14 protein-coding genes are annotated in these 19,870 nt (G+C 68.9%); 4 read left to right on the forward strand and 10 right to left on the reverse strand.

Going from position 1 to position 19,870, the window contains the following annotated elements; all coding sequences use genetic code 11:
• Nucleotides 1-12 precede the first annotated feature (12 nt).
• Both BM004_RS08290 and BM004_RS08295 read right to left on the reverse strand, forming a co-directional pair.
• Nucleotides 13-2,373 carry a cytochrome P450/oxidoreductase gene (locus BM004_RS08290; protein WP_093212510.1) on the reverse strand — a complete coding sequence of 787 codons (2,361 nt, stop codon included), beginning with the start codon at nucleotides 2,371-2,373 and terminating at the stop codon, nucleotides 13-15.
• A gap of 11 nt (nucleotides 2,374-2,384) precedes the next feature.
• Nucleotides 2,385-3,359: a Bug family tripartite tricarboxylate transporter substrate binding protein gene (locus BM004_RS08295; protein WP_093128439.1), complete on the reverse strand. Its 975-nt coding sequence runs from the start codon at nucleotides 3,357-3,359 to the stop codon at nucleotides 2,385-2,387.
• Between the two features lie 131 nt (nucleotides 3,360-3,490).
• Here BM004_RS08295 and BM004_RS08300 point away from each other — a divergent pair, with 131 nt between their 5' ends.
• The gene (locus BM004_RS08300) at nucleotides 3,491-4,300 is read left to right on the forward strand and encodes an IclR family transcriptional regulator (RefSeq protein ID WP_093212512.1); all 810 of its coding nucleotides are present in this window, start codon (nucleotides 3,491-3,493) and stop codon (nucleotides 4,298-4,300) included.
• Between the two features lie 42 nt (nucleotides 4,301-4,342).
• Here BM004_RS08300 and BM004_RS08305 read toward each other — a convergent pair whose 3' ends face one another.
• The gene (locus BM004_RS08305) at nucleotides 4,343-5,170 is read right to left on the reverse strand and encodes an undecaprenyl-diphosphate phosphatase (RefSeq protein WP_093128436.1); all 828 of its coding nucleotides are present in this window, start codon (nucleotides 5,168-5,170) and stop codon (nucleotides 4,343-4,345) included.
• Between the two features lie 194 nt (nucleotides 5,171-5,364).
• Between BM004_RS08305 and BM004_RS08310 the strand changes: the two genes are divergently transcribed.
• Nucleotides 5,365-6,246, forward strand: coding sequence for a hypothetical protein (locus tag BM004_RS08310; RefSeq protein WP_093128434.1), 882 nt, complete (start codon nucleotides 5,365-5,367; stop codon nucleotides 6,244-6,246).
• 16 nt (nucleotides 6,247-6,262) lie between these two features.
• On the opposite strand, the gene BM004_RS08315 is transcribed toward BM004_RS08310, so the two are convergent.
• The 3 genes from BM004_RS08315 to BM004_RS08325 all read right to left on the reverse strand — a co-directional run bounded on the left by BM004_RS08315 (nucleotide 6,263) and on the right by BM004_RS08325 (nucleotide 9,248).
• Nucleotides 6,263-6,910 carry an aspartate/glutamate racemase family protein gene (locus tag BM004_RS08315; RefSeq protein WP_093212514.1) on the reverse strand — a complete coding sequence of 216 codons (648 nt, stop codon included), beginning with the start codon at nucleotides 6,908-6,910 and terminating at the stop codon, nucleotides 6,263-6,265.
• Nucleotides 6,911-6,934: 24 nt separating this feature from the next.
• Complete coding sequence (locus BM004_RS08320; protein WP_093212516.1) at nucleotides 6,935-7,846, reverse strand: transporter substrate-binding domain-containing protein; 912 nt, start codon at nucleotides 7,844-7,846, stop codon at nucleotides 6,935-6,937.
• A 67-nt stretch (nucleotides 7,847-7,913) separates the two neighbouring features.
• Nucleotides 7,914-9,248: an aspartate aminotransferase family protein gene (locus BM004_RS08325; protein WP_093212518.1), complete on the reverse strand. Its 1,335-nt coding sequence runs from the start codon at nucleotides 9,246-9,248 to the stop codon at nucleotides 7,914-7,916.
• A gap of 147 nt (nucleotides 9,249-9,395) precedes the next feature.
• Between BM004_RS08325 and BM004_RS08330 the strand changes: the two genes are divergently transcribed.
• On the forward strand, nucleotides 9,396-10,262 hold the full coding sequence (locus tag BM004_RS08330; RefSeq protein ID WP_093212520.1) for a MurR/RpiR family transcriptional regulator: 867 nt from the start codon (nucleotides 9,396-9,398) through the stop codon (nucleotides 10,260-10,262).
• A 24-nt stretch (nucleotides 10,263-10,286) separates the two neighbouring features.
• On the opposite strand, the gene BM004_RS08335 is transcribed toward BM004_RS08330, so the two are convergent.
• Entirely contained in the window at nucleotides 10,287-10,973 is a 687-nt protein-coding gene (locus tag BM004_RS08335; RefSeq protein WP_177225477.1) for a GntR family transcriptional regulator, read from the reverse strand.
• Nucleotides 10,974-11,433: 460 nt separating this feature from the next.
• On the opposite strand from BM004_RS08335, the gene BM004_RS08340 reads away from it, so the two are divergent.
• Entirely contained in the window at nucleotides 11,434-11,799 is a 366-nt protein-coding gene (locus BM004_RS08340) for an SPW repeat protein (protein WP_093213044.1), read from the forward strand.
• Nucleotides 11,800-11,893: 94 nt separating this feature from the next.
• On the opposite strand, the gene BM004_RS08345 is transcribed toward BM004_RS08340, so the two are convergent.
• The 3 genes from BM004_RS08345 to BM004_RS08355 form a co-directional block, all read right to left on the reverse strand.
• On the reverse strand, nucleotides 11,894-13,369 hold the full coding sequence (locus BM004_RS08345) for an efflux transporter outer membrane subunit (RefSeq protein WP_093128423.1): 1,476 nt from the start codon (nucleotides 13,367-13,369) through the stop codon (nucleotides 11,894-11,896).
• Nucleotides 13,370-13,382: 13 nt separating this feature from the next.
• Complete coding sequence (locus tag BM004_RS08350; RefSeq protein WP_093128421.1) at nucleotides 13,383-16,643, reverse strand: efflux RND transporter permease subunit; 3,261 nt, start codon at nucleotides 16,641-16,643, stop codon at nucleotides 13,383-13,385.
• Nucleotides 16,644-16,737: 94 nt separating this feature from the next.
• Nucleotides 16,738-19,854 carry an efflux RND transporter permease subunit gene (locus BM004_RS08355; protein WP_093128420.1) on the reverse strand — a complete coding sequence of 1,039 codons (3,117 nt, stop codon included), beginning with the start codon at nucleotides 19,852-19,854 and terminating at the stop codon, nucleotides 16,738-16,740.
• Nucleotides 19,855-19,870: the final 16 nt, after the last annotated feature.

The raw sequence follows: 19,870 nt of genomic DNA on the forward strand, positions 1-19,870 counted from the left end.
CGGCGGCCGCGGCTACAGCTCCAGCACCAGCCGCCCGCCTTCGCAGGCGCGCGAGCAGCAGGTCATCATCTTGGTGTTGGCATCGCGCTCGCTGCGCGTGAGCACCACGTCGCGGTGGTCGACCTTGCCGGCCAGCACGCGCACCTCGCACGAGCCGCACAGGCCCTCTTCGCAATCGCTCTGCACGTCGACGTTCGCGGCGCGCAGGGCCGACAGCAATGTCTGGCCGGGCGGCACGGTGAGCAGGAGGCCCGAGTCCTTCAGCTCGACCTCGAAGGCCTGTTCCTTCGACGGGTCGAGCGTGGCCAGCGTCGATTCGAAATGCTCCACGCGCAACGCGCCTTCGGGCCACGCGGCGCAGCAGCCCTCGAGCGCCTCGAGCATGCGCAGCGGGCCGCAGGCGTACACCTGCGCGCCGGGCACGGGCTGCGCGAGCAGCGCCTGCAGGTCGTTGCGGCGGCCTTCGTCGGCGGCGTGCACGTGCAAGCGCTCGCCGTGCAGCGCGGCCAGCTCGTCCACGAAAGCCATGCTGGCGCGGCTGCGGCCGCTGTAGTGCAGCTCGTAGTCGATGCCCAGCGCCTTGGCGCGGCGCGCCATCGCGCTCACCGGCGTGATGCCGATGCCGCCGGCAATGAAGATCGCCTTCTGCAGCGTCTCGTCGAGCCGGAAGTGGTTGCGCGGCCCGCGAATGCGCAGCCGGTCGCCGGCCTTCGCGTTGGCATGCACCCACGCCGAGCCGCCGCGCCCTTCGGGCTCGTGCAGCACGGCAATCTCGAACACGCTCGCCTCGTCGGGGTCGCCGCACAGCGAGTACTGGCGCGAGAGTTCGCTCGTGCCGCACTCCACGTCGATGTGCGCGCCGGGCGTCCAGCGCGGCAGCGGCTTGCCGTCGAGCGACGCCAGGCGCAGCTTGACGATGCCGTCGGCCACCGGCGTCACGCGCTCCACCACCACCGGCCGCGCAATGGCCTGCGCCGACGGCTCGCCGATGCGAACGGGCACCTGCACGTCGCGCAGACCCTTGTTCGTGCGCTCGGGGTTCGCCGCCGGGTCCCACTCGACCAGCAGGTGCTCGGGCCCGCGGAACGAGGTGTTGGGCACGTAGGTGAAGCGCTGCTGCGAAAGCCGCATGTGCGGCATGCGGCGCGTGAACTCCTCCAGGAAGATCTGCATCTCCATGCGCGCCAGGTTCTTGCCCATGCACTGGTGCGAGCCGTAGCCGAAGGTCAGGTGGTCGCTGGCGTTGTCGCGGCGGATGTCGAACAGGTCGGCATCCTCGAAGTGCCCCTCGTCATGGTTGGCCGACGAGGTCACGATCAGCAGGCGCGAGCCCGCGGGCAGGTCGACGCCGCCCACCTGCGTGTCGCTGGTGACGAGGCGGCGCCACGCGGCAACCGAGCCGTTGTGGCGCAGGCACTCTTCCACCGCGTTGGGAATGAGCCCCGGGTCTTCGCACAGCTCGCGCCACACCTGCGGGTGCTGCAGCAGCAGCTTCATGGCATTGGCGGTGGCGTTGGCCGTGGTCTCGTGCGCGGCCACGATGCCGGCCATCATCATCGAGTGCAGGTACGAGTCGGTCACCACCTCGGGGTGCAGCGCCTGCTTGCGGATGCCGTACTGCATCCAGCCGGGCGCGTCGGGGTCCTGGCGCATCTTGTCGAGCACCTTGCCCGCGTACTGCCAGAAGTTGCCGACCGCGTGCGCCACGGCCACCTGCTCCTCGGGCCTGGGGCGGCCCCAGGTGTTGACGGTGTGCGCAATGGAGTACTTGCGCAGCGTGTCCATGTCTTCCTCGGGCACGCCGAGGAAGTGCAGCGCCACGGTCAGCGGGATTTCCCACAGCATCTGGTCGACCAGGTCGGCGCGGCCGTCGTCGATGAAGCGGTCGACATAGCTGCGCGCGAGCTCGCGCACCATCGGCTCGTGGTGCTTCAGCGCCTCGGGCGTGAACGGGTCCATGAGCGCGCGGCGCCGCGGCATGTGGGCCGGCTCGTCTTCGTTGACCAGCGTGCGGTTCAGCGCGAAGCCGTAGGAGGCCAGCACCGCGTTGGCTTCGTCGCCGGTGGGCGTGATCTTCTCCAGCGCGTTCGACGGGCTGAAGGTGATGTTGTCGCGGAACACCGCCTTGATGTCGGCGTAGCGCGTGATCACCCAGTAGCCCAGCTTGGGGCTGTAGAAGATCGGCTCCTGCTCGCGCGCCCAGCGCACGTACTCGGGCGGGTCCTGCTGGTAGCCGTCCTCGAAGGGATCGAACTCGGCGGCGCGCATGCTCACGGGGCAGCCGGTGGGCGTGCGCTCGGCAGACAGCGCGCCGTGCGCGACGGGGCAGCCGGAAGTGCGCTGCGCGGGCGCGGGGTGTGCGGTGTCTGGCATGGCGTGCGGCTTCAGTCGAGGGTGATCTTGAGGTCGCGGATCAGCTTGTGCCAGCGCACCGTTTCGTTCTTGAGCAGCTCGGTGTATTGCGCGGGCGTGTTGCCCACAGGCTCCACGCCGAAGTCGATCATGCGCGTGCGCACCGAAGGCTCGTTGATGGCCGCGACCAGCTGGCGGTTGAGCGTCTTCACCACCTCGGGCGGCGTGGCCGAGGGCACCACCACGCCGACCAGCGCGGCGGCCTCGACGTTCTTGTAACCGAGCTCGGCGAAGGTGGGCACGTCGGGCAGCTGCGGCAGGCGGGTGGGGTTGGCCACCGCCAGCGCGCGCACCTTGCCGCCCTTGATGAAGCCGGAGCCGGCCGCCAGGTCGACCATCATGGCCGGCAGCTGTCCGCCGACCACGTCGGCCAGCGCGGGCGCGGCGCCGCGGTACGGCACGTGGACCATGAAGAGCTTGGCCTCCACCTTCAGCAGTTCCATCGCCAGGTGGTGCGGGCTGCCCGCGCCGGCCGAGGCGTAGTTGATGCCGCCCGGCTTGGCGCGCGCCTGCGCGATGAAGTCCTTGGCCGTGTTGAAGCCCGAGTTGGTGCCCACCACCAGGATCATGGGGAACTTGCCCATCAGCGTGACGGGCGTGAGGTCCTTGGTGGGGCTGTAGCTCAGCGACTTGTACAGCGCGGGGTTGAACACCAGCGTGCCGTTGTCGGCCGACAGCACGGTGTAGCCGTCGGCCGGCGCACGCGCGGTCTCGGCGGCGGCCAGCGCGGTGTTGCCGCCGGGCTTGTTGTCGACCAGCACCGGCTGGCTCACCTGCGTGGACAGCGTCTGCGCGACGGTGCGCGCCAGGAAGTCGGAGCCGCCGCCCGCCGCGTACGGAACGATCCAGCGGATGGGCTTGGCGGGGAAGGTCTGCGCGCCGGCACTGGCGCTCGCCACGGCAGCGAAGGAAAGAACGGCGAGGCCGCGGGCGATCTGCTTCTTCATGGGGTGTCTCCGGGGAGGATATTGTGTATTGCGTAATTATCATACGCATTGCGTAATTCAATGCCCACGGGTTTACCCGGCCGGGCCGAGCCGCCCGGCCGCTTGCGCCGACCCCCTAACATCCACCCGACATGACCTCATCGCCGGAACCCACCCCCTCCCCCGCCCGTGAACGCCGCCAGCGCGTGCAGGCCGCCGAAACCGGCATGGCCGTGCTCAAGGGGCTGGCGCACCTGGGCGGGCGCAGCAGCCTCACGGCGCTGTCGGCCCATGTCGGCGAGAGCCCGGCCAAGGTGCACCGCTACCTCGCCAGCCTGATGGAAGAAGGCCTGGTGCTGCAGGACGCCGCCTCGCAGCACTACTACCTGGGCACCGAGGCCATCCAGATCGGGCTGGCCGCGATGCGCCAGGCCGACCCGATCCGCGCGGCCGAGCCCTGCCTGATCCGCCTGCGCGAGTCGTTGGAGGTGACGTGCTTCGTCGCGGTGATGGGCAACAAGGGCCCGACCATCGTGCGTTTCGAGGAGCCGGGCCTGCCGGTGACGGTGAACGTGCGCGTCGGCTCGGTGATGTCGATGCTGTGGTCGGCCACGGGCCGGGCCTTCCTGGGCCTGCTCGACGAGTCGCGCGTGCTGGCGCTGGCCGAGCAGGAGCTGGGCGACGCCACGCCCGACATGCGCGCGCAACTCGACGCGAAAGACCCGATCGGTGAATTGCGCCGCGAGGTGCGCCAGGCCGGCTGCGCCAGCGTGAAGGACACCTACCTGCGCGGCATCAGCGCCGTGGCGGCGCCGGTGTACGACTATGCGGGCCGCGTGAGCGCGGTGATCACCGCGCTGGGCGCCACCGGCGGCTTCGACCCGGCGGTGGACGGCCCCATCGCCACGGCCGTGCGGCGCGAGGCCCGGGCCGCGAGTACCCTGCTGGGCGCCGCGGCCTGAGGAGTCATCGGGACCTCGGGGTCCCAACCGGCGGATGGGACGTCAGTCGGCCCAGACCACCACGCCGCTCCACGCGGTCGCCAGCACCACGATGCCGAAGGCGATGCGGTACCAGGCGAAGGGCACGAAGCTGTGGCTGCTGATGTAGCGCAGCAGCCAGCGCACGCACAGCCACGCGCTGATGAACGAGAACACCAGGCCCACCGCGAACAGCGGCAGGTCGGCCATCGACAGCGCCGCGCGCTCCTTGTAGACGCTGTACACGCCTGCGCCGATCAGCGTGGGAATGGCCAGGAAGAACGAGAAGTCGGTCGCCGCCTGGCGCGACAGGCCCAGCAGCATGCCGCCGATGATGGTCGAGCCGCTGCGGCTGGTGCCGGGGATCATGGCGAAGCACTGCACCAGGCCCACCTTGAGCGCGTCCCAGGGCGTCATGTCGTCCACGTGCTCGACGCGCACCGAGCCGGGCGGACGCTTCTCGGCCCACAGGATGATGAAGCCGCCGATGATGAAGGTGCTGGCCACCACGGTCGGAATGAACAGGTGCGCCTTGATGACCTTGCCGAACAGCAGGCCCAGCACCACCGCCGGCAGGAAGCCGATGAAGATGTTCAGCGCCAGGCGCTGTGCCTTCGGCTGGCGCGGCAGCGCCACCACGGTCGAGCGGATCTTCTGCCAGTACACCAGGATCACCGCGAAGATGGCGCCGGTCTGGATGGCGATCTCGAAGACCTTGCCCCGATCGTCGCCGAAGCCGCCGAGCAGCGAGCCCGCAAGAATCAGATGGCCTGTGGAAGAGATGGGAAGAAATTCGGTCAGCCCCTCCACGATGCCCATGATGGCGGCCTTGACCAGCAAAACGATGTCCACGCGTACTCCTTGAAAGAGCGGCAATTATCGCGAGGGCACCGGTCAGGTCGCGTTCAGGTGCGGGCCCATGTGCGGGCCCATGTGCGAGCCCATGTGCCGCCGGGCACAAGATACCCAGTTCTGGTGATGTTCGGATGTATCGCGCCGATACACAGTCGGACTTGCGCGGGCGTCCGCGCGCGCAGGAGTCTGGAATGCGAACGTTCATCCCCGGGAACGGACTCGAAGAGCACGTCTCGACCGCCGCCGACCACGGCGAGGACCGGCGCAAGAACGTGCACGACATCGAGCGCGAGCAATGCGACTCGGTGCGGCGCGTGGCCCAGGCCACCGGCGCCTCGGCGCACGAGCTGCGCCAGCTCATGCAGCGCCTGCTCGACATCGAGCGTTGCGGCTCGTGCGCGGGCATCGTCGCGCAGGGCCACATCGCGGCCGACCGCATGCAGTCGGGCATGCCGCTGCTCGACCTCGGCGACGGCGGCACGGCCGAACAGCGCACGGACGCGGTGCAGAGCATCGACTTCTGGCTGCTCGAGCCGCTCGACCCGGCGCACGACAAGAAGTGGTACGCGCGCTGGAAGTTCTGGAGCTTCCTTCTCGGCGCCTCGGGCCCCGACGTGGCGCTCACCTTGCAAGGCCTGGCGCTGCGGCCCAGCGAGCCGGGCGACACGCATGCCGACCTGGTGGCCAAGGCGCGCAAGGTGCTCGAAAGCTGGCGCCGCACCTCCGAGCCGATGTTCTGGGGCGCGGTCGAGTGCTATGTGCGGCAGCAGTCGTTCTCGCTGGAAACGCAGGCCTACCTGATGCACTGCATTGCCGCGGTGTTTCCGGGCGATGCCATGAAGCTGTCGAACGCGCAGAGCGAAGCGCTCACCACCGTGCTGACCGACACCTACTGCGACGCGCTCGGCACCTCGGCGACGATGCCGTCGGCCGACCTGTACCGCCGCCTGTCGCGCGGCCTGCAGGCCACCGACCGCGAGACCGCGCGCACGCGCGACCTGGGGCGCAGCGACGCGGCGCAGATCGCGATCACGGCGCTGTTCGCCATCATCGAGAACACGCGGGCACGCTGAAGCGCTGGCGCAAGTGTCAGTGCGACGCCGTGCGGCGGCGCAGCGCGCGCACCGCGCTGTCGACCGTGGTCAGCACCGGCAACCCGCTGGCGGCCTCGCACGCGGCACGGGCCCGTGCCATGCTGAACTGCGCCAGCGCGATGCGCGTGCAGCCGCGCTCGCGCAACGCCGCCGCCTGCGCGGCGATGAGCGCGTCGTGGCGCTGCGTGTCGCCGGCATTGAGCGCGTCGAGCGCGCCTTCGGCCAGCGCCAGTTCGAGCGCGGTGCCATCGGAAAACTCCGGCGGCATCGACGCCAGCGTGGGCGCGAAGGTGGCGATGAGCCCGAGCCGCCCCTGCCCCTGCGCCACCTCTTCGACCATGGCTTCGTTCGGCTTGAGCACCGCGATGCCCGCATGCCGCCGCGCCACCGCTTCGATGCATGGCCCGAAGGCCGAGCAGGTGAAGAGAATGCCCTGCGCGCCCGTGTCGACCGCGTACTGCGCGAGCCGCTGGAAGCGCTCGTGCATGGTGTCGTCGAGCCCCTTGCCGTTGCGCGCGAGATCGGCCGAGAGGCTGTCGTCGAGCAGGTTCATGCGCTGCGCCTCGGGCCAGTCGCGCGCGAAGGCGTCGTTGATGGGCGCGACCGAGTGCGAGAGTGCGTGGATCAGGGCAATGCGGGTCATGGGTGTGTCACAGGCGCCAGGCGTTCAGATGCCCTTGGACGACGGGTTCGCGAACGCGTCCTTCGTCTCGGCATTGAGCGGGTAGTTGATGTTGATGCCCTTCGGCGGAATGGGCGACATGAACCACTTGGTGTACAGCTTTTCCATCTCGCCCGACTTCATCATGCCCGACACCACGCGGTCGACCAGCGCCTTGAAGGCCGGGTCGTCCTTGCGGAACATGAGCGACTGGTTCTCGGTGCGCAGGCTCTCGCCGGTGATGACGAAGTCCTTCGGGTTGCGCGCGTTCGCGAGCTGTCCGGCCAGCAGGATGTCGTCGAGCACGAAGGCCTGCGCGCGGCCGCTTTCCACCAGCAGGAACGAGTCGCTGTGGTCCTTGCCCGCGAGGTTGGTCACGTCGAGGCTGCGGCCGCGGTCGGCCTCGCGCAGCAGGCGGAACGAGGTGGTGCCGGTGGTGGTGGCCACCGTCTTGCCCTGCAGGTCGGCGATGCCCTTGATGCCCGAATCGGCCTTCACCAGCATGCGCACGTTGTAGCGGAAGATGTCCGGCGAGAACGCCACCTGCTTCTGCCGGTCGACCAGGTTGGTGGTGGAGCCGCACTCGATGTCGACCGTGCCGTTCTGCACCAGCGGCATGCGGTTGGCCGAGGTGACGGCCTGGTACTTGATCTCGATGGCCGGCATCTTCAGCTCGCTCTTCACGGCCTCGACGATGCGGTTGCAGATCTCGATGCTGTAGCCCACGGGCTTGAGGTTGCCGTCGAGGTACGAGAAGCCGAACGACGACTCGCGGTAGCCGAAGGTGATGGCACCGCTGGCCTTGATCCTGGCGAGCGTGTCGCCTTCCTGCGCTTGCGCGGCGTGTGGCAGCAGCACCGCGAAGGCCACGGCGAGCGCGGCGGCGACAGACGAAAACAACGGACGTGGCTTGGGCATGGAACGCTCCTGTGAAGGACGGTGGAGGGGAAGGGACGCGAAAGAAAGGCGGAAGGAAAACGTGCGCTCAGCGCGCGGCGGCGCGCGTCACCGCATCGATCGATTCGGCAAGGCGCGCGGCGATCAGGCGCAGGTCGTCGCGCGTCGCGATGAACGGCGGCGCCAGCAGCACGTGGTCGCCCTGGCGGCCGTCGACCGTGCCGCCGAAGGGGTAGCACAGCAGGCCGCGCGCCATCGCGTCTTTCTTGAGGGTGGCGTGGAGCTTCAGCGCCGGATCGAACGGCGCCTTGCTGGCGCGGTCGGCCACCAGCTCGACGCCCCAGAAGAAGCCGCGCCCGCGAATGTCGCCCACGTGCGGATGCGCGCCCAGCGCCTCGGCCAGCATCGCGCCGAAGGCCACGCCGTCTTCGCGCACCTTGGCCACCAGCCCGTCGCGCCGGATCACCTGCTGCACCGCGAGCGCCGCGGCGCAGGCCATCGGGTGGCCGAGGTAGGTGTGGCCGTGCTGGAAGAAGCCGCTGCCCTTCGACATCGCCTCGACGATGCGGCGCTGCGCCAGCACCGCGCCCACCGGCTGGTAGCCGCCGCCCAGGCCCTTGGCGACGGTGATCAGGTCGGGCACCACGCCTTCCTGCTCGCAGGCGTGCAGCGAGCCGGTGCGGCCCATGCCGCACATCACCTCGTCGAGGATGAGCAGCACGCCGTACTTGTCGCACACCGCGCGCACCGCCTTGAAGTAGCCCGGCACGGGCGTGAGCACGCCGGCGGTGGCGCCACCCACCGTCTCGGCCACGAAGGCGATCACGCGGTCGGCACCCTGCGCGAGGATGGCCACCTCGAGCTCGTCCGCCAGCCGCAGGCCGTAGAGCTCTGCGCTCTCGTCCGCGCGCTGTTCACGGTACGGATAGCACGGCGACACGTGCGTGGCCGGCACCAGGATCGGCGCGAAGGGCTCGCGCCGCCACGCGTTGCCGCCTACCGCGAGGGCGCCCAGCGTGTTGCCGTGGTAGCTCTGGCGGCGCGCGATGAAGTGCGTGCGTTGCGGCTGGCCGATTTCCACGAAGTACTGGCGCGCCATCTTCAGCGCCGACTCCACCGCTTCGGAGCCGCCGCTGACCAGGTAGACGTGGCTCATGCCTTCGGGCGCGCAGCCGATCATCTCGTCGGCCAGCTGCTCGGCCACCTCGCTGGTGAAGAAGCTGGAGTGGGCGTAGGCCAGCTTGTCGATCTGCGCGTGCATGGCGGCCATGACCTCGGGGTGCGCGTGGCCGAGCGAGGACACGGCCGCACCGCCCGAGGCGTCGAGGTATTCGCGGCCTTCGGCGTCGCGGATGTACATGCCGTGGGAGCCGGCGGCAACGGGCGGGGTCTGGCGAAGGTGGCGGTGGAAGACGTGCGTCATGGCGGTGGAAGGCTCGACTTGGCTTGAGCTTGGGATTGGAACTAACGTTTCGACCGAATTATTGTTTGGAACATTTGTTCCGTCAACTGTTCCGGCAAATTGCGTCCGGTACATTTGTTCCAACGACAGCCGAAGAGAGACACCGCCATGGGCGCCCGAGACCAGATCCGCCAGCGTTTCAACGAACTGAGCCCCGCGCTGCAGCAGGTGGCGCGCTATGTGCTCGACCACCCCAACGAGGTGGTCACCGGCTCGATGCGCAACGTGGGCACGCTTTCGCAGAGCACGCCGGCCACGCTGGTGCGCTTCGCCCAGCACCTGGGTTTCGACGGCTGGCCGCAGCTCAAGGAAGCCTTCGCGGCCGACATGGGCCTGGGCTCGGAGACCTACGGCGGGCGCGCCAAGCAGCTCGTCGGCCGCGCCAGGGACCAGAGCCTGACCGGCGAGATGTTCGAGGTGCAGCGCCGCAACCTCGAGGCCACGCACCAGCAGAGCGAGCAGGCGCTGCAGAAGGCCTGCGCGCTCATCGAAAAGGCGCCGGCGGTGCATGCCGCGGGCTTTCGCGCCTGCTTTCCGATCGCCTTCTCGTTCGTCTACGTGTACCGCATCTTCCGCACCAGCGTGCACCTGGTCGACGGCCAGGGCGGCTCGCTGGAAATGCAGCAACGCGCCTTCGCCAAGGGCGACGCACTGGTGGTGGCCAGCTTCGCGCCCTACTCGCGCGAGGCGCTTCAGGTGACGCAGGCGGCCAAGGCGGCCGGCTGCCGCATCGTGGCCATCACCGACAGCGTGACCTCGCCGCTGTCGCTGCTGGCGGACGAGACGCTGCTGTTCACCATCCACAGCCCCTCGTTCTTTCCGTCGGTGGCGGCGGGCGTGGCGCTGACGGAAGCGCTGGTCGAGCTGCTCGCCAGCCGGGCCGGCAAGCCGGTGGTGAAGCGCATCGACCAGGCGGAGGCGCAGTTGTTCGAGTCAGGGGCGTACCTGGCGCCGCCGCCGGCGCGGAGCGGGTAGCCAAGGCCCTCGAGACGATTCGGCTCAGGCCGTCGTGCGGATGCGCTCGGCGTTCTTGCGCAGGTGCAGCACGAGCAGGTCGCGGTTGGACGTGATGTGCTCGCGCATCAGGGCCTCGGCCTCGCCGGCGTCGCGCCGGACCAGCGCATCGACCAGGCGGCAGTGGTCCTCGAAGGCCAGCTGCGCCTGCTCGCGGCGGAACAGCAGCATGGACGCGTCGCGGTTGTGCGGGCGCAGGTTGCTGTCGAAGATGATCGGCAGCTGCCGCGCGCGGTGCACCGCCTCGGCCAGCCAGCGGTTGTCCGCCAGCACCATCACCTTGTCGTGGAACGCCACGTTCTGGTCGTGCCAGCACAGCGCGCGTTCGTCGTCCCATTCGTTTTGCAGCAGCTCGCGCTGCGCGTCCATCATGGCCTGCAGGCCATCCTGCGACTCGGTGTCCAGGCCGCGCTCGGCAATGAGCCGGCAGGCCATGGCCTCCAGGTTGGCGCGCACGCTGAAGGCGTCGAACACGTCCTTGGCGTTGAAGCGGCGCACCTGGAACCCCTTGTTCGGCACGTAGACCAGCAGTCCTTCGTCGGCCAGCCGCGCCATGGCGCCGCGCACAGGCGTGCGCGACACGCCGAGCTCATTGGCGAGCGCGATCTCCATCAGGTGTGAACCGGGAGCAAAGACGCCGTCGAAGATGCGGTTGCGCAACGTCTCGGCCACGGACAACGCACGTGTCCGGGAAGGATCTGGGGGGGTCATCGAAGGTTGGAAACTGGGGGCCACCAGGGAAGTGGCCGCGCGGATGGTACGGCGGCGTATCGTTACTTGATATACCCAATTTCCGTAAAGAGCGCATAAACGGCAGTTTTTGGATAAATACGCAAAATTTCTTAACTGTTGTTAACAGTTGTCAACTTTCAGTTGCACATCTCCAACATGCCGATCCGCATGTTTTCCGATGGTTTGGGCGCCACGCTTCCCTGGGATCGGCCGGCTCAGCTCGTGCGGCACGCATGACGCGCGCCCGCCTCGCGGCCCGGTGCCTCTTCCGCGACCATTTCCGGACATCCCTGCGTCATCCCCGGTTCGGGAAAGCCACGACCCCGGCCACGGAACCCTTGCACGGAACCTGGAGTCGAACCCCTGTCGCGGCGCCTTGTCGCGACAGGAGGTAATGACCATGAAGCAAGTGAAGCATTGGCAAGACCCCGTCAACGCCGTCGCCGGCGCCTGGCTGATCGTCTCGCCCTGGGTTCTGGGCTTTTCGGACATGACGCCCGCCATGTGGACCATGGTGGCAACGGGCATCCTGCTCGGCGCCGTGGCACTGGGTGCGACCTTCGTGCCTCGACAGTGGGAAGAGTGGACCGAGGTCGCGCTGGCCGCCTGGCTCGCGATTTCTCCCTGGGTGGTCGGCTTCCGCGGGATCGAGTCCGCACTGGTCAACGCGGTTCTTGTGGCCGCGGTGATCCTGGTGCTCGCGCTGTGGGTGCTGGTGACCGACAAGGACTACCTGGGCCACGCGATCGATCGTCCGGCGCATTGACCACCGATGCGCCGTGACACCAGAAAGCCGGGGCGCCGCGCGCCTCGGCTGAAAGGATGAGCCCCATGTGGGGCTCGTCCGCAAGATCAGCCGATCACTGCGCGCGGGGTGCGGTGGCCTGGTCCGCGTTGATGCTGCCCCCCATCCACCCCGCCTGCCAGCCACCGCCCATCGCCTGGATCAACGCGATGGCGGTGGTCTGGCGGTTGACCTGCAACTGCACCAGGGTGCGCCGTGCGCTGAGCGCGGCGGCCTGCGCCGTGACCACGTCGGTGTAGCTCACCTGCGCCGCACGGTAGCGGTTGAGCAGTTGCTGCTCGGTCTTGTCCGCGGCCGCCGAAGCCTCGCGCCGCAGGCCTTCCTGTTCGGCCAGCGTGGCGCTCGCGGTGAGCTGGTCCTCCACGGCCTGGAAGGCGGTGAGCACGGTCTGGCGGTAACGCGCCACGCTCGACTCGTAGCCGGCCTTGGCCGAGTCGACGTTGGCGGCAATCGCACCCGCGTCGAACACCACCTGCGCCACCGAGAAGCCCAGCGACCACAGCGAGTTGGCCGAGCCGAACAAATCCTTCACGCGGCTCGCGTTGCTGCCGACCGACGCCGTGAGGTTGATGTTGGGAAAGTAGGCCGCGCGCGCAATGCCGATCTGCGCATTGGCCGATGCCACCGTGCGCTCGGCCGCCGCGATGTCGGGCCGGCGCTGCAGCAGCGTCGACGGCACGCCCAGCGGCACGCCCGGCACCACCGGCGTCCAGCGCGCGGCCTGCAGGCTGAAGTCGGCCGGCGCCACGCCCAGCAGCGTGGCAATCGCGTGCTCGTAGGTGGCGCGGGTGCGCTGCAGGCCCACGCGCTCGGCCTTGGCGTTCACCAGTTGGGTCTGCGCCTGCAGCACGTCGGTCTGCGCCGAGATGCCCGCCGCATAGCGGTTGCTCGTGATCTCGAAGGCGCGCTGGTAGCCCTGGATGGTTTCGTCCAGCAGCACGATCTCGGCATCGGCCTCGCGCAGCGAGAAGTAGTTGGTCGCCAGCTCGCCGATGGCCGACAGGCGCGCCGCGGCCAGGTCGGCCTCGCTCGCCTGCGCACTGGCCTGCGCGCTGCTCACGGCTTCGCGCAGGCGGCCCCACACGTCGGGCGTCCAGCTGGCGCCCAGCGACGCGCCGAACGCGTTCGACGGGCTGGCCGTGCCGTTGCCGCCCACCGTGCCCGTGCGCTTGCCGGTGCCGTCGAACGACACCGACGGGAACAGCGCCGCGCGCTCGCCGCGCACCAGCGCCTGGGCCTGCGTGTAGTTGGCCACCGCCGCGGCGATGTTCTGGTTCGACACCTGCACGCGGCCGGCGAGCTCGTCGAGCGTGGCGTCGCCGAACAGCTTCCACCATTCGCCGCGGTCCAGCGCATCGGCCGGCGCGGCCGGCAGCCAGCCTTCGGCGGTCTTCTGCTCTTTCCACGCGGCGGAGGCGGAGGCGGCGGTGGCGGGCCGCTCGTAGCGCGGCCCGACGGCGCAGCCGGCAAGCACCGCGGCCAGCGCGAGCGCCGAGAGTGAAAAGCGGGAGGTGGAAAGCAGTGCGTTCATGGCAGTGTTGTTCTCAGACCGGCGTTGCACGGCTCAGTTCTTGTTCGTTCCTGCCGCGGCGACGCAGCTTGTCGAGCAGCAGGTAGACCACCGGCGTGGTCAGCAGCGTGAGCAGCTGGCTCGCGATCAGCCCGCCGATGATGGCCACGCCCAGCGGCCGGCGCAGCTCGGCGCCCTCGCCGAAGCCGATGGCCAGCGGCAGCGCGCCCAGCGCGGCGGCCAGCGTGGTCATCAGGATCGGGCGAAAGCGCAGCAGGCAGGCCTCGCGCACCGCCTCCAGCGGCGTGAGCCCGCGCGAGCGCTCGGCCTCCAGCGCGAAGTCGATGATCAGGATGGCGTTCTTCTTCACGATGCCGATCAGCAGGAACACGCCGATCAGCGCAATGATCGAGAACTCCATGCGGAACATCAGCAGCGCCAGCACCGCGCCCACGCCGGCCGACGGCAGCGTCGACAGCACGGTGATCGGGTGCACCAGGCTCTCGTACAGGATGCCCAGCACGATGTAGATGACCAGCAGCGCCGCCGCGATCAGCATGACCTGCTGGCCCTGCGACTGCTGCGCGCTGGCCGCCGTGCCCGCGAATGCGCCGCGCACGTTGGTGGGCATGGCGATGTTGGCCTCGGCCTTGGCGATGGCCTCGCGCGCGTCGCCCAGGTTGGCGCCTTCGGCGAGGTTGAACGAGATGGTGGTGGCCAGCTCGCCGTCTTCGTGGCTCACCGAGGTGGCCACCGACTGCTCCTCGAACTTCGCGACCGCCGACAGCGGCACCAGGTTGGTGGCCGTGTTGCTCAGCACGTTGCCCGACGAGGCGTTGCGCAGCGCCGGGTTGGCCGACACGGGCACGGCGGCGCTCGAGCTGCTCGACGAAGACGATGTCGACGCCGTCGCGGTCGATGCCGCCACCTGCGTCGTCACCGTCTGCCCCGCCACCACCGAGGTCCTGGTGGCCGGCACGTAGATGTCGCGCAGCGCGTTGGGGCTGCGCGTGTAGCGCGGCGCCCATTCCATCACCACGTGGTACTGGTTCAGCTCGGTGTAGATGGTCGCCACCTGCCGCTGGCCGAAGGCGTTGTACAGCGCGTTGTCGATCGAGGTCGAGGTGAGGCCCAGCCGCCGCGCGCTGTCGGGGTCGATCTTGGCCACCGTCTCCACGCCGTTCTGGTCCTGGTCGGTGTCGATGTCGGTCAGCACCGGCTGCAGCTTCAGTTCGTCGGACAGCTTCACGGCCCAGGTGCGCAGGTCGGCCAGGCTGTCGCTCTTCAGCGTGTACTGGTAGGTGGAGTTGCTCGCGCGCCCGCCCGAACGCACGTCCTGCACCGTGCCCAGGAACACGCGCAGGCCCGTCACCTCGTTGAGCTGCGGACGCAGCCGCGCGATGACGGCCATGCCGCTGTCCTTGCGCTGGTTGGCGGGCTTGAGGTTGACGAACATGAAGCCGCCCCCGGCCCGGCCCGCGCCGGTGAAGCCCACCACGGTGTCGACCGCCTCGTCCTTGCGGATGATGTCCACCACCTGGCGCAGCTTGGCGGCCAGCGCCTGCGACGAGATGCTCTGGTCGGCGCGCAGGCCGCCGTTGAGCTGCCCGCTGTCCTGCTGCGGGAAGAAGCCCTTGGGCGCGGCGGTGAACAGGTACACGTTCAGCCCCACCACCGCCACCAGGATCAGCATCACCAGCCCCTTGCTGTCGAGCGCCCAGTCCAGGCTGGTCTCGTAGCGCTTGAGCACCCAGTCGTAGCTGCGCGCGGCCATGCGGCCGAACCGGCCCTGCGGCTTGCTCTTGTCGTGCTCGCCGCCGGGCTTGAGCATCCACGCGCACATCATGGGCGTGGTGGTCAGCGAGATGACGAGCGAGATCATCACCGCGGCCGACAGCGTCACCGCGAACTCGCGGAACAGCCGGCCCACCTGGCCGCCCATGAACAGCAGCGGAATGAACACCGCCACCAGCGACACGCTGATCGACAGCACGGTGAAGCCCACCTCCTTCGCGCCGAGCAGCGCCGCCTTCATGCGCGTCATGCCCGAATCGATGTGCCGGCTGGTGTTCTCCAGCACCACGATGGCGTCGTCCACCACGAAGCCCGTGGCCACCGTGAGCGCCATCAGGCTCAGGTTGTTGAGGCTGAAGCCCAGCAGGTACATGACCCCGAAGGTGCCCAGCAGCGCCGCCACCGTGGCCACCGCCGGCACGATGGTCGCGCGCACGCTGCGCAGGAACAGGCTGACCACCAGCACCACCAGGATGACGGAAATGACCAGCGTCAGCTCGACCTCGCGCAGCGAGCCGCGGATGGAGTTGGTGCTGTCCGAGGCCACCTGCAGCGTGACGTCGGGCGGCAGCTGCGCCTGCAGCTCGGGCAGCAGCGCGCGCACGCTGTCCACCGTCTCGATGATGTTGGCCGAGGGCTGGCGCGTGATGAGCACGATGATCGCGGGCTCGCCGTTGAACAGGCCGAGCGTGCGCGTGTCCTCCACGCCGTCGAGCACCTCGGCCACGTCCTGCAGCCGCACCGCCGCGCCGTTGCGCCAGGCGATGACCATCGAGGCGTAGTCGCTCGCGCGCAGCGCCGGCGTCTGCGTGTAGATCTGCAGCTTGCGCCCATCGCCCTGCACCGTGCCCTTGGGCCGGTTGGCGTTGGAGGCCTGGATGGCGGCGCGCACGTCGTCGGTGCTGATGCCGTAGCGGTTGAGCGCGAACGGCAGCAGCTCGACGCGCACGGCCGGCAGCGAGCCGCCGCCGATTTCCACGTCGCCCACGCCGTCGACCTGCGACAGGCGCTGGCTCACGATGTTCGACACCGCGTCGTAGATCTGGCCCGGCGTCTTGGTCTTGGACGTGAGCGCCAGGATGATCACCGGCGACGCCGCGGGGTTGGCCTTGCGGTAGGTCGGGTTGCTTCGCAGCGTGGCCGGCAGGTCGACGCGGCTGGCGTTGATCGCGGCCTGCACTTCTCTCGCGGCGCCGTCGATGTTGCGGCTCAGGTCGAACTGCAGCGTGACGCGGGCGGAGCCGACGGAGCTGGTGGACGTCATTTCGTTGACGCCGGCGATGGTGCCCAGGTGCCGCTCCAGGGGGGTGGCGACGCTGGTGGCCATCGTTTCCGGGCTCGCGCCGGGGATCGATGCTCTGACCGAGATGACGGGGTAGTCGACCTGGGGGAGTGGGGAGACTGGCAGGACGAAGAATGCGGCTATGCCCGCGAGCGCCACACCTATCGTGAGCAGTACCGTGCCTATGGGGCGGCGGACGAACGGCTTGGAGAGATTCATTGCTGCTCTCCTTGCGGAGGGCGGGGGCCGGGTCTCGCCCCGGCGGGCGAGACCCGGCCTCGGGAAGCAAACAAGCAGCAGGAGGCAAAACGATTCAAACCGCCTCCTCCTCGATCACAGCCCGCCGAGACCCTCCACCCAACCGATCGAACGCCAGATAGATCACAGGCGTGGTGAACAGAGTCAGCAGCTGGCTGACAATCAGCCCGCCAAAGATCGCAAGCCCCAGCGGCCGCCTCAACTCCGCCCCATCCCCAAAGCTCAGCATCAGCGGCACAGCGGCAAACAAGGCCGCCAGCGTGGTCATCAGGATCGGCCGAAACCGCAGCAACGCAGCCTGGTGAATCGCCTCACGCGGCGACTTCCCCTGAGTCCGCTCGGCGTCGATCGCAAAGTCGATCATCATGATCGCGTTCTTCTTCACGATGCCGATCAGCAGGATGATCCCGATGATCCCGATCACCCCAAGGTCGTTGCCCGTGATCATCAGTGCCAGCAGCGCACCCACGCCGGCGGAAGGCAGCGTGGACAAGATCGTCAGCGGATGCACGTAGCTCTCGTACAGCACCCCCAGCACGATGTACACGCAAACGACCGCCGCCAGGATGAGCCACAGCTGGTTCGACAGCGACTTCTCATAGGCCCCCGAAGCCCCCAGGAACGTCATCGTCACGCTCCCGGGCAACCCGATCTCCTTGGCAGCCGCGCGAATCGCATCCACCGAAGTGCCCAGCGACACCCCCGGCGCCGTATCGAAGTTCAGCGTACTGGCCGGGTACTGCGCCACGTGCGTGATCTGCAGCGGCGCCTGCTGCTCGGAGATCTCGGCAATCGCGGACAGCGGCGTCGCCGTGCCGGAGCCGGCGATCAGGTTCAGCTGCCCCAGCGTCTGCGGCGTGTTCACCATCCCCGGACGGGCTTCGAGAATCACCCGGTACTGATTGGTCTCCGTGAAGATGGTCGACACGATGCGCTGCCCGAACGCGCTGTACAGCGCGTCGTCCACCGTGCTGGCCGTGATCGACAGCCGCGCCGCCGTGTCGCGGTTCACGTTCACGAACGCCGCCAGGCCCTGCGCGCCGGCATCGCTGCTCACGTTGCGCACCTTGTCCGAGTCCTGCAGCCTGGCCACCAGCTTCTTCATCCACTCGGTGATGGCCGCGCTGTCCACGCCTTCCAGCGACACGCGGTACTCGGTGGGCCCGGTCTCGGCGTCGATCGTCAGGTCCTGCGTGGGCTGCAGGTACAGCGTCACGCCGGCCACCTGGCGCACGCGCTCGCGCAGCCGGTCCATCACGTCCTGCTGGTGGCCGCGGTCCTTCTTCAGGTTGATGAGCATGCTGCCGGTGTGCAGCATCGTGTTGTTGGCCGCGTCCACGCCCACGAACGAGCTGAGGTTCTCGACGTCGGGGTCTTCGAGGATGGCGCGCGCGGCCTGCTGCTGCAACTGCGCCATGCGGTCGAACGACACGTCCTGCGCGGCCTGCACGCGGCCTTGCAGCTGGCCGGTGTCCTGCGTGGGGAACAGGCCCTTCGGGATCGACAGGTACAGCACCACCGTCAGCACCATGGTCAGCAGCGCCACCAGCAGCGTGAGCGGCTGGTGCGCGATCACCCAGTGCAGCGAGCGGTCGTAGCGCACCATCACGCCGTCGAAGAAGCGCTGCGCGCGCGCGCCGAAGCCGTGGCCGGCCGGGTCTTTCCTGGGCTCGTGCTTGAGCCAGCGCGCCGACATCATCGGCACCAGCGTGAGCGAGACCACGGCCGAGATCAGGATGGTGATGGCCAATGTCACCGCGAACTCGCGGAACAGCCGGCCCACCACGTCGCCCATGAACAGCAGCGGAATCAGCACCGCGATGAGCGACACGGTCAGCGAGATGATGGTGAAGCCGATCTGCGTGGCGCCCTTGAACGCGGCCTGCAGCGGCTTCTCGCCCTCCTCGATGTAGCGCGCGATGTTCTCGATCATCACGATCGCGTCGTCCACCACGAAGCCGGTGGCAATGGTCAGCGCCATCAGGCTCAGGTTGTTCAGGCTGTAGCCCAGCAGGTACATGAGCCCGAAGGTGCCGATCAGCGAGATGGGCACCGCGATGCTGGCGATGACGGTGGCGCGCAGGCTGCCCAGGAACGCGAAGATCACCAGCACCACCAGCAGCACGGCCAGCACGAGTTCCATCTCGACGTGCTCCACCGACGAGCGGATGCCGGCGGTGCGGTCGCTGAGCACCTCGATCTTCAGCCCGGCGGGCAGGCCGGCCTGCAGGTCGGGCAGCTGCTTCTTGATGGCGTCGACGGTGGCGATCACGTTGGCGCCGGGCTGGCGCTGCACGTTCATGATGATCGCGGGCGACAGCCTGGCGGTGCCGTCGGCCTTGTTGCCGGCCCAGGCGGCGAGCTGGTTGTTCTCGGCGCTGTTGATCACCTGCGCCACGTCGACCATGCGGATCGGCGCGCCGTTCTTGTAAGAGACGATGAGGTTCTTGTAGTCCTCGACCGTGAGCAGCTGGTCGTTCGAATTGATGGTGTACGCGCGCTTGGGGCCGTCGAAGCTGCCCTTGGCGCCGTTGGAGTTGGCCGCCGAGATCGCCGTGCGCAAGGTGTCCAGCCCGATGCCGTTGGCCGCCAGCGCCTGGGTGTTGGCCTGGATGCGCACCGCCGGGCGCTGCCCGCCGCTGAGCGACACCAGCCCCACGCCGGAGACCTGGCTGATCTTCTGCGCGAGGCGGGTGTTCACGAGGTTCTGCACCTCGGTGAGCGGCAGCGTGTCGGACGTGATGGACAGCGTGAGCACCGGCGCGTCGGCCGGGTTCACCTTGGCGTACACGGGCGGCGCCGGCAGGTCGGCCGGCAGCAGCGAGCCGCCGGCGTTGATGGCGGCCTGCACCTCCTGCTCGGCCACGTCCAGCGTCTGGCCCAGCGAGAACTGCAGCGTGATGATCGACACGCCGGCGGCGCTGGTCGAGCTCATGCGGTCGAGCCCCGACATCTGGCCGAACTGGCGCTCCAGCGGCGCGGTGACGGTGTTGCTCATGACCTCGGGGCTGCCCCCGGGGTAGAGCGTCTGCACCTGGATGGTCGGGTAGTCGACCTGCGGCAGGGCCGACAGCGGCAGGAAGCGGAACGCCACCAGGCCGGCCAGCACGATGGCGACCATCAGCAGCGAGGTCGCCACCGGTCGAAGAATGAACGGGCGAGAAGGACTCATCGGGCGCGGCGCTTGG

Origin of the sequence: Variovorax sp. OK212, assembly GCF_900112425.1 — a bacterium.
Classification (GTDB): Bacteria; Pseudomonadota; Gammaproteobacteria; order Burkholderiales; family Burkholderiaceae_C; genus Variovorax.

Excerpts from the sequence above, each read along its gene's own strand:
- BM004_RS08350 (WP_093128421.1), bottom strand. The coding sequence starts at position 16,643 with ATGAATCTCTCCAAGCCGTTCGTCCGCCGCCCCATAGGCACGGTACTG.
- BM004_RS08320 (WP_093212516.1), bottom strand. The coding sequence starts at position 7,846 with ATGCCCAAGCCACGTCCGTTGTTTTCGTCTGTCGCCGCCGCGCTCGCC.
- BM004_RS08330 (WP_093212520.1), top strand. The coding sequence starts at position 9,396 with ATGGGCGCCCGAGACCAGATCCGCCAGCGTTTCAACGAACTGAGCCCC.
- BM004_RS08325 (WP_093212518.1), bottom strand. The coding sequence starts at position 9,248 with ATGACGCACGTCTTCCACCGCCACCTTCGCCAGACCCCGCCCGTTGCC.
- BM004_RS08345 (WP_093128423.1), bottom strand. The coding sequence starts at position 13,369 with ATGAACGCACTGCTTTCCACCTCCCGCTTTTCACTCTCGGCGCTCGCG.
- BM004_RS08355 (WP_093128420.1), bottom strand. The coding sequence starts at position 19,854 with ATGAGTCCTTCTCGCCCGTTCATTCTTCGACCGGTGGCGACCTCGCTG.
- BM004_RS08315 (WP_093212514.1), bottom strand. The coding sequence starts at position 6,910 with ATGACCCGCATTGCCCTGATCCACGCACTCTCGCACTCGGTCGCGCCC.
- BM004_RS08300 (WP_093212512.1), top strand. The coding sequence starts at position 3,491 with ATGACCTCATCGCCGGAACCCACCCCCTCCCCCGCCCGTGAACGCCGC.
- BM004_RS08340 (WP_093213044.1), top strand. The coding sequence starts at position 11,434 with ATGAAGCAAGTGAAGCATTGGCAAGACCCCGTCAACGCCGTCGCCGGC.
- BM004_RS08295 (WP_093128439.1), bottom strand. The coding sequence starts at position 3,359 with ATGAAGAAGCAGATCGCCCGCGGCCTCGCCGTTCTTTCCTTCGCTGCC.
- BM004_RS08290 (WP_093212510.1), bottom strand. The coding sequence starts at position 2,373 with ATGCCAGACACCGCACACCCCGCGCCCGCGCAGCGCACTTCCGGCTGC.
- BM004_RS08310 (WP_093128434.1), top strand. The coding sequence starts at position 5,365 with ATGCGAACGTTCATCCCCGGGAACGGACTCGAAGAGCACGTCTCGACC.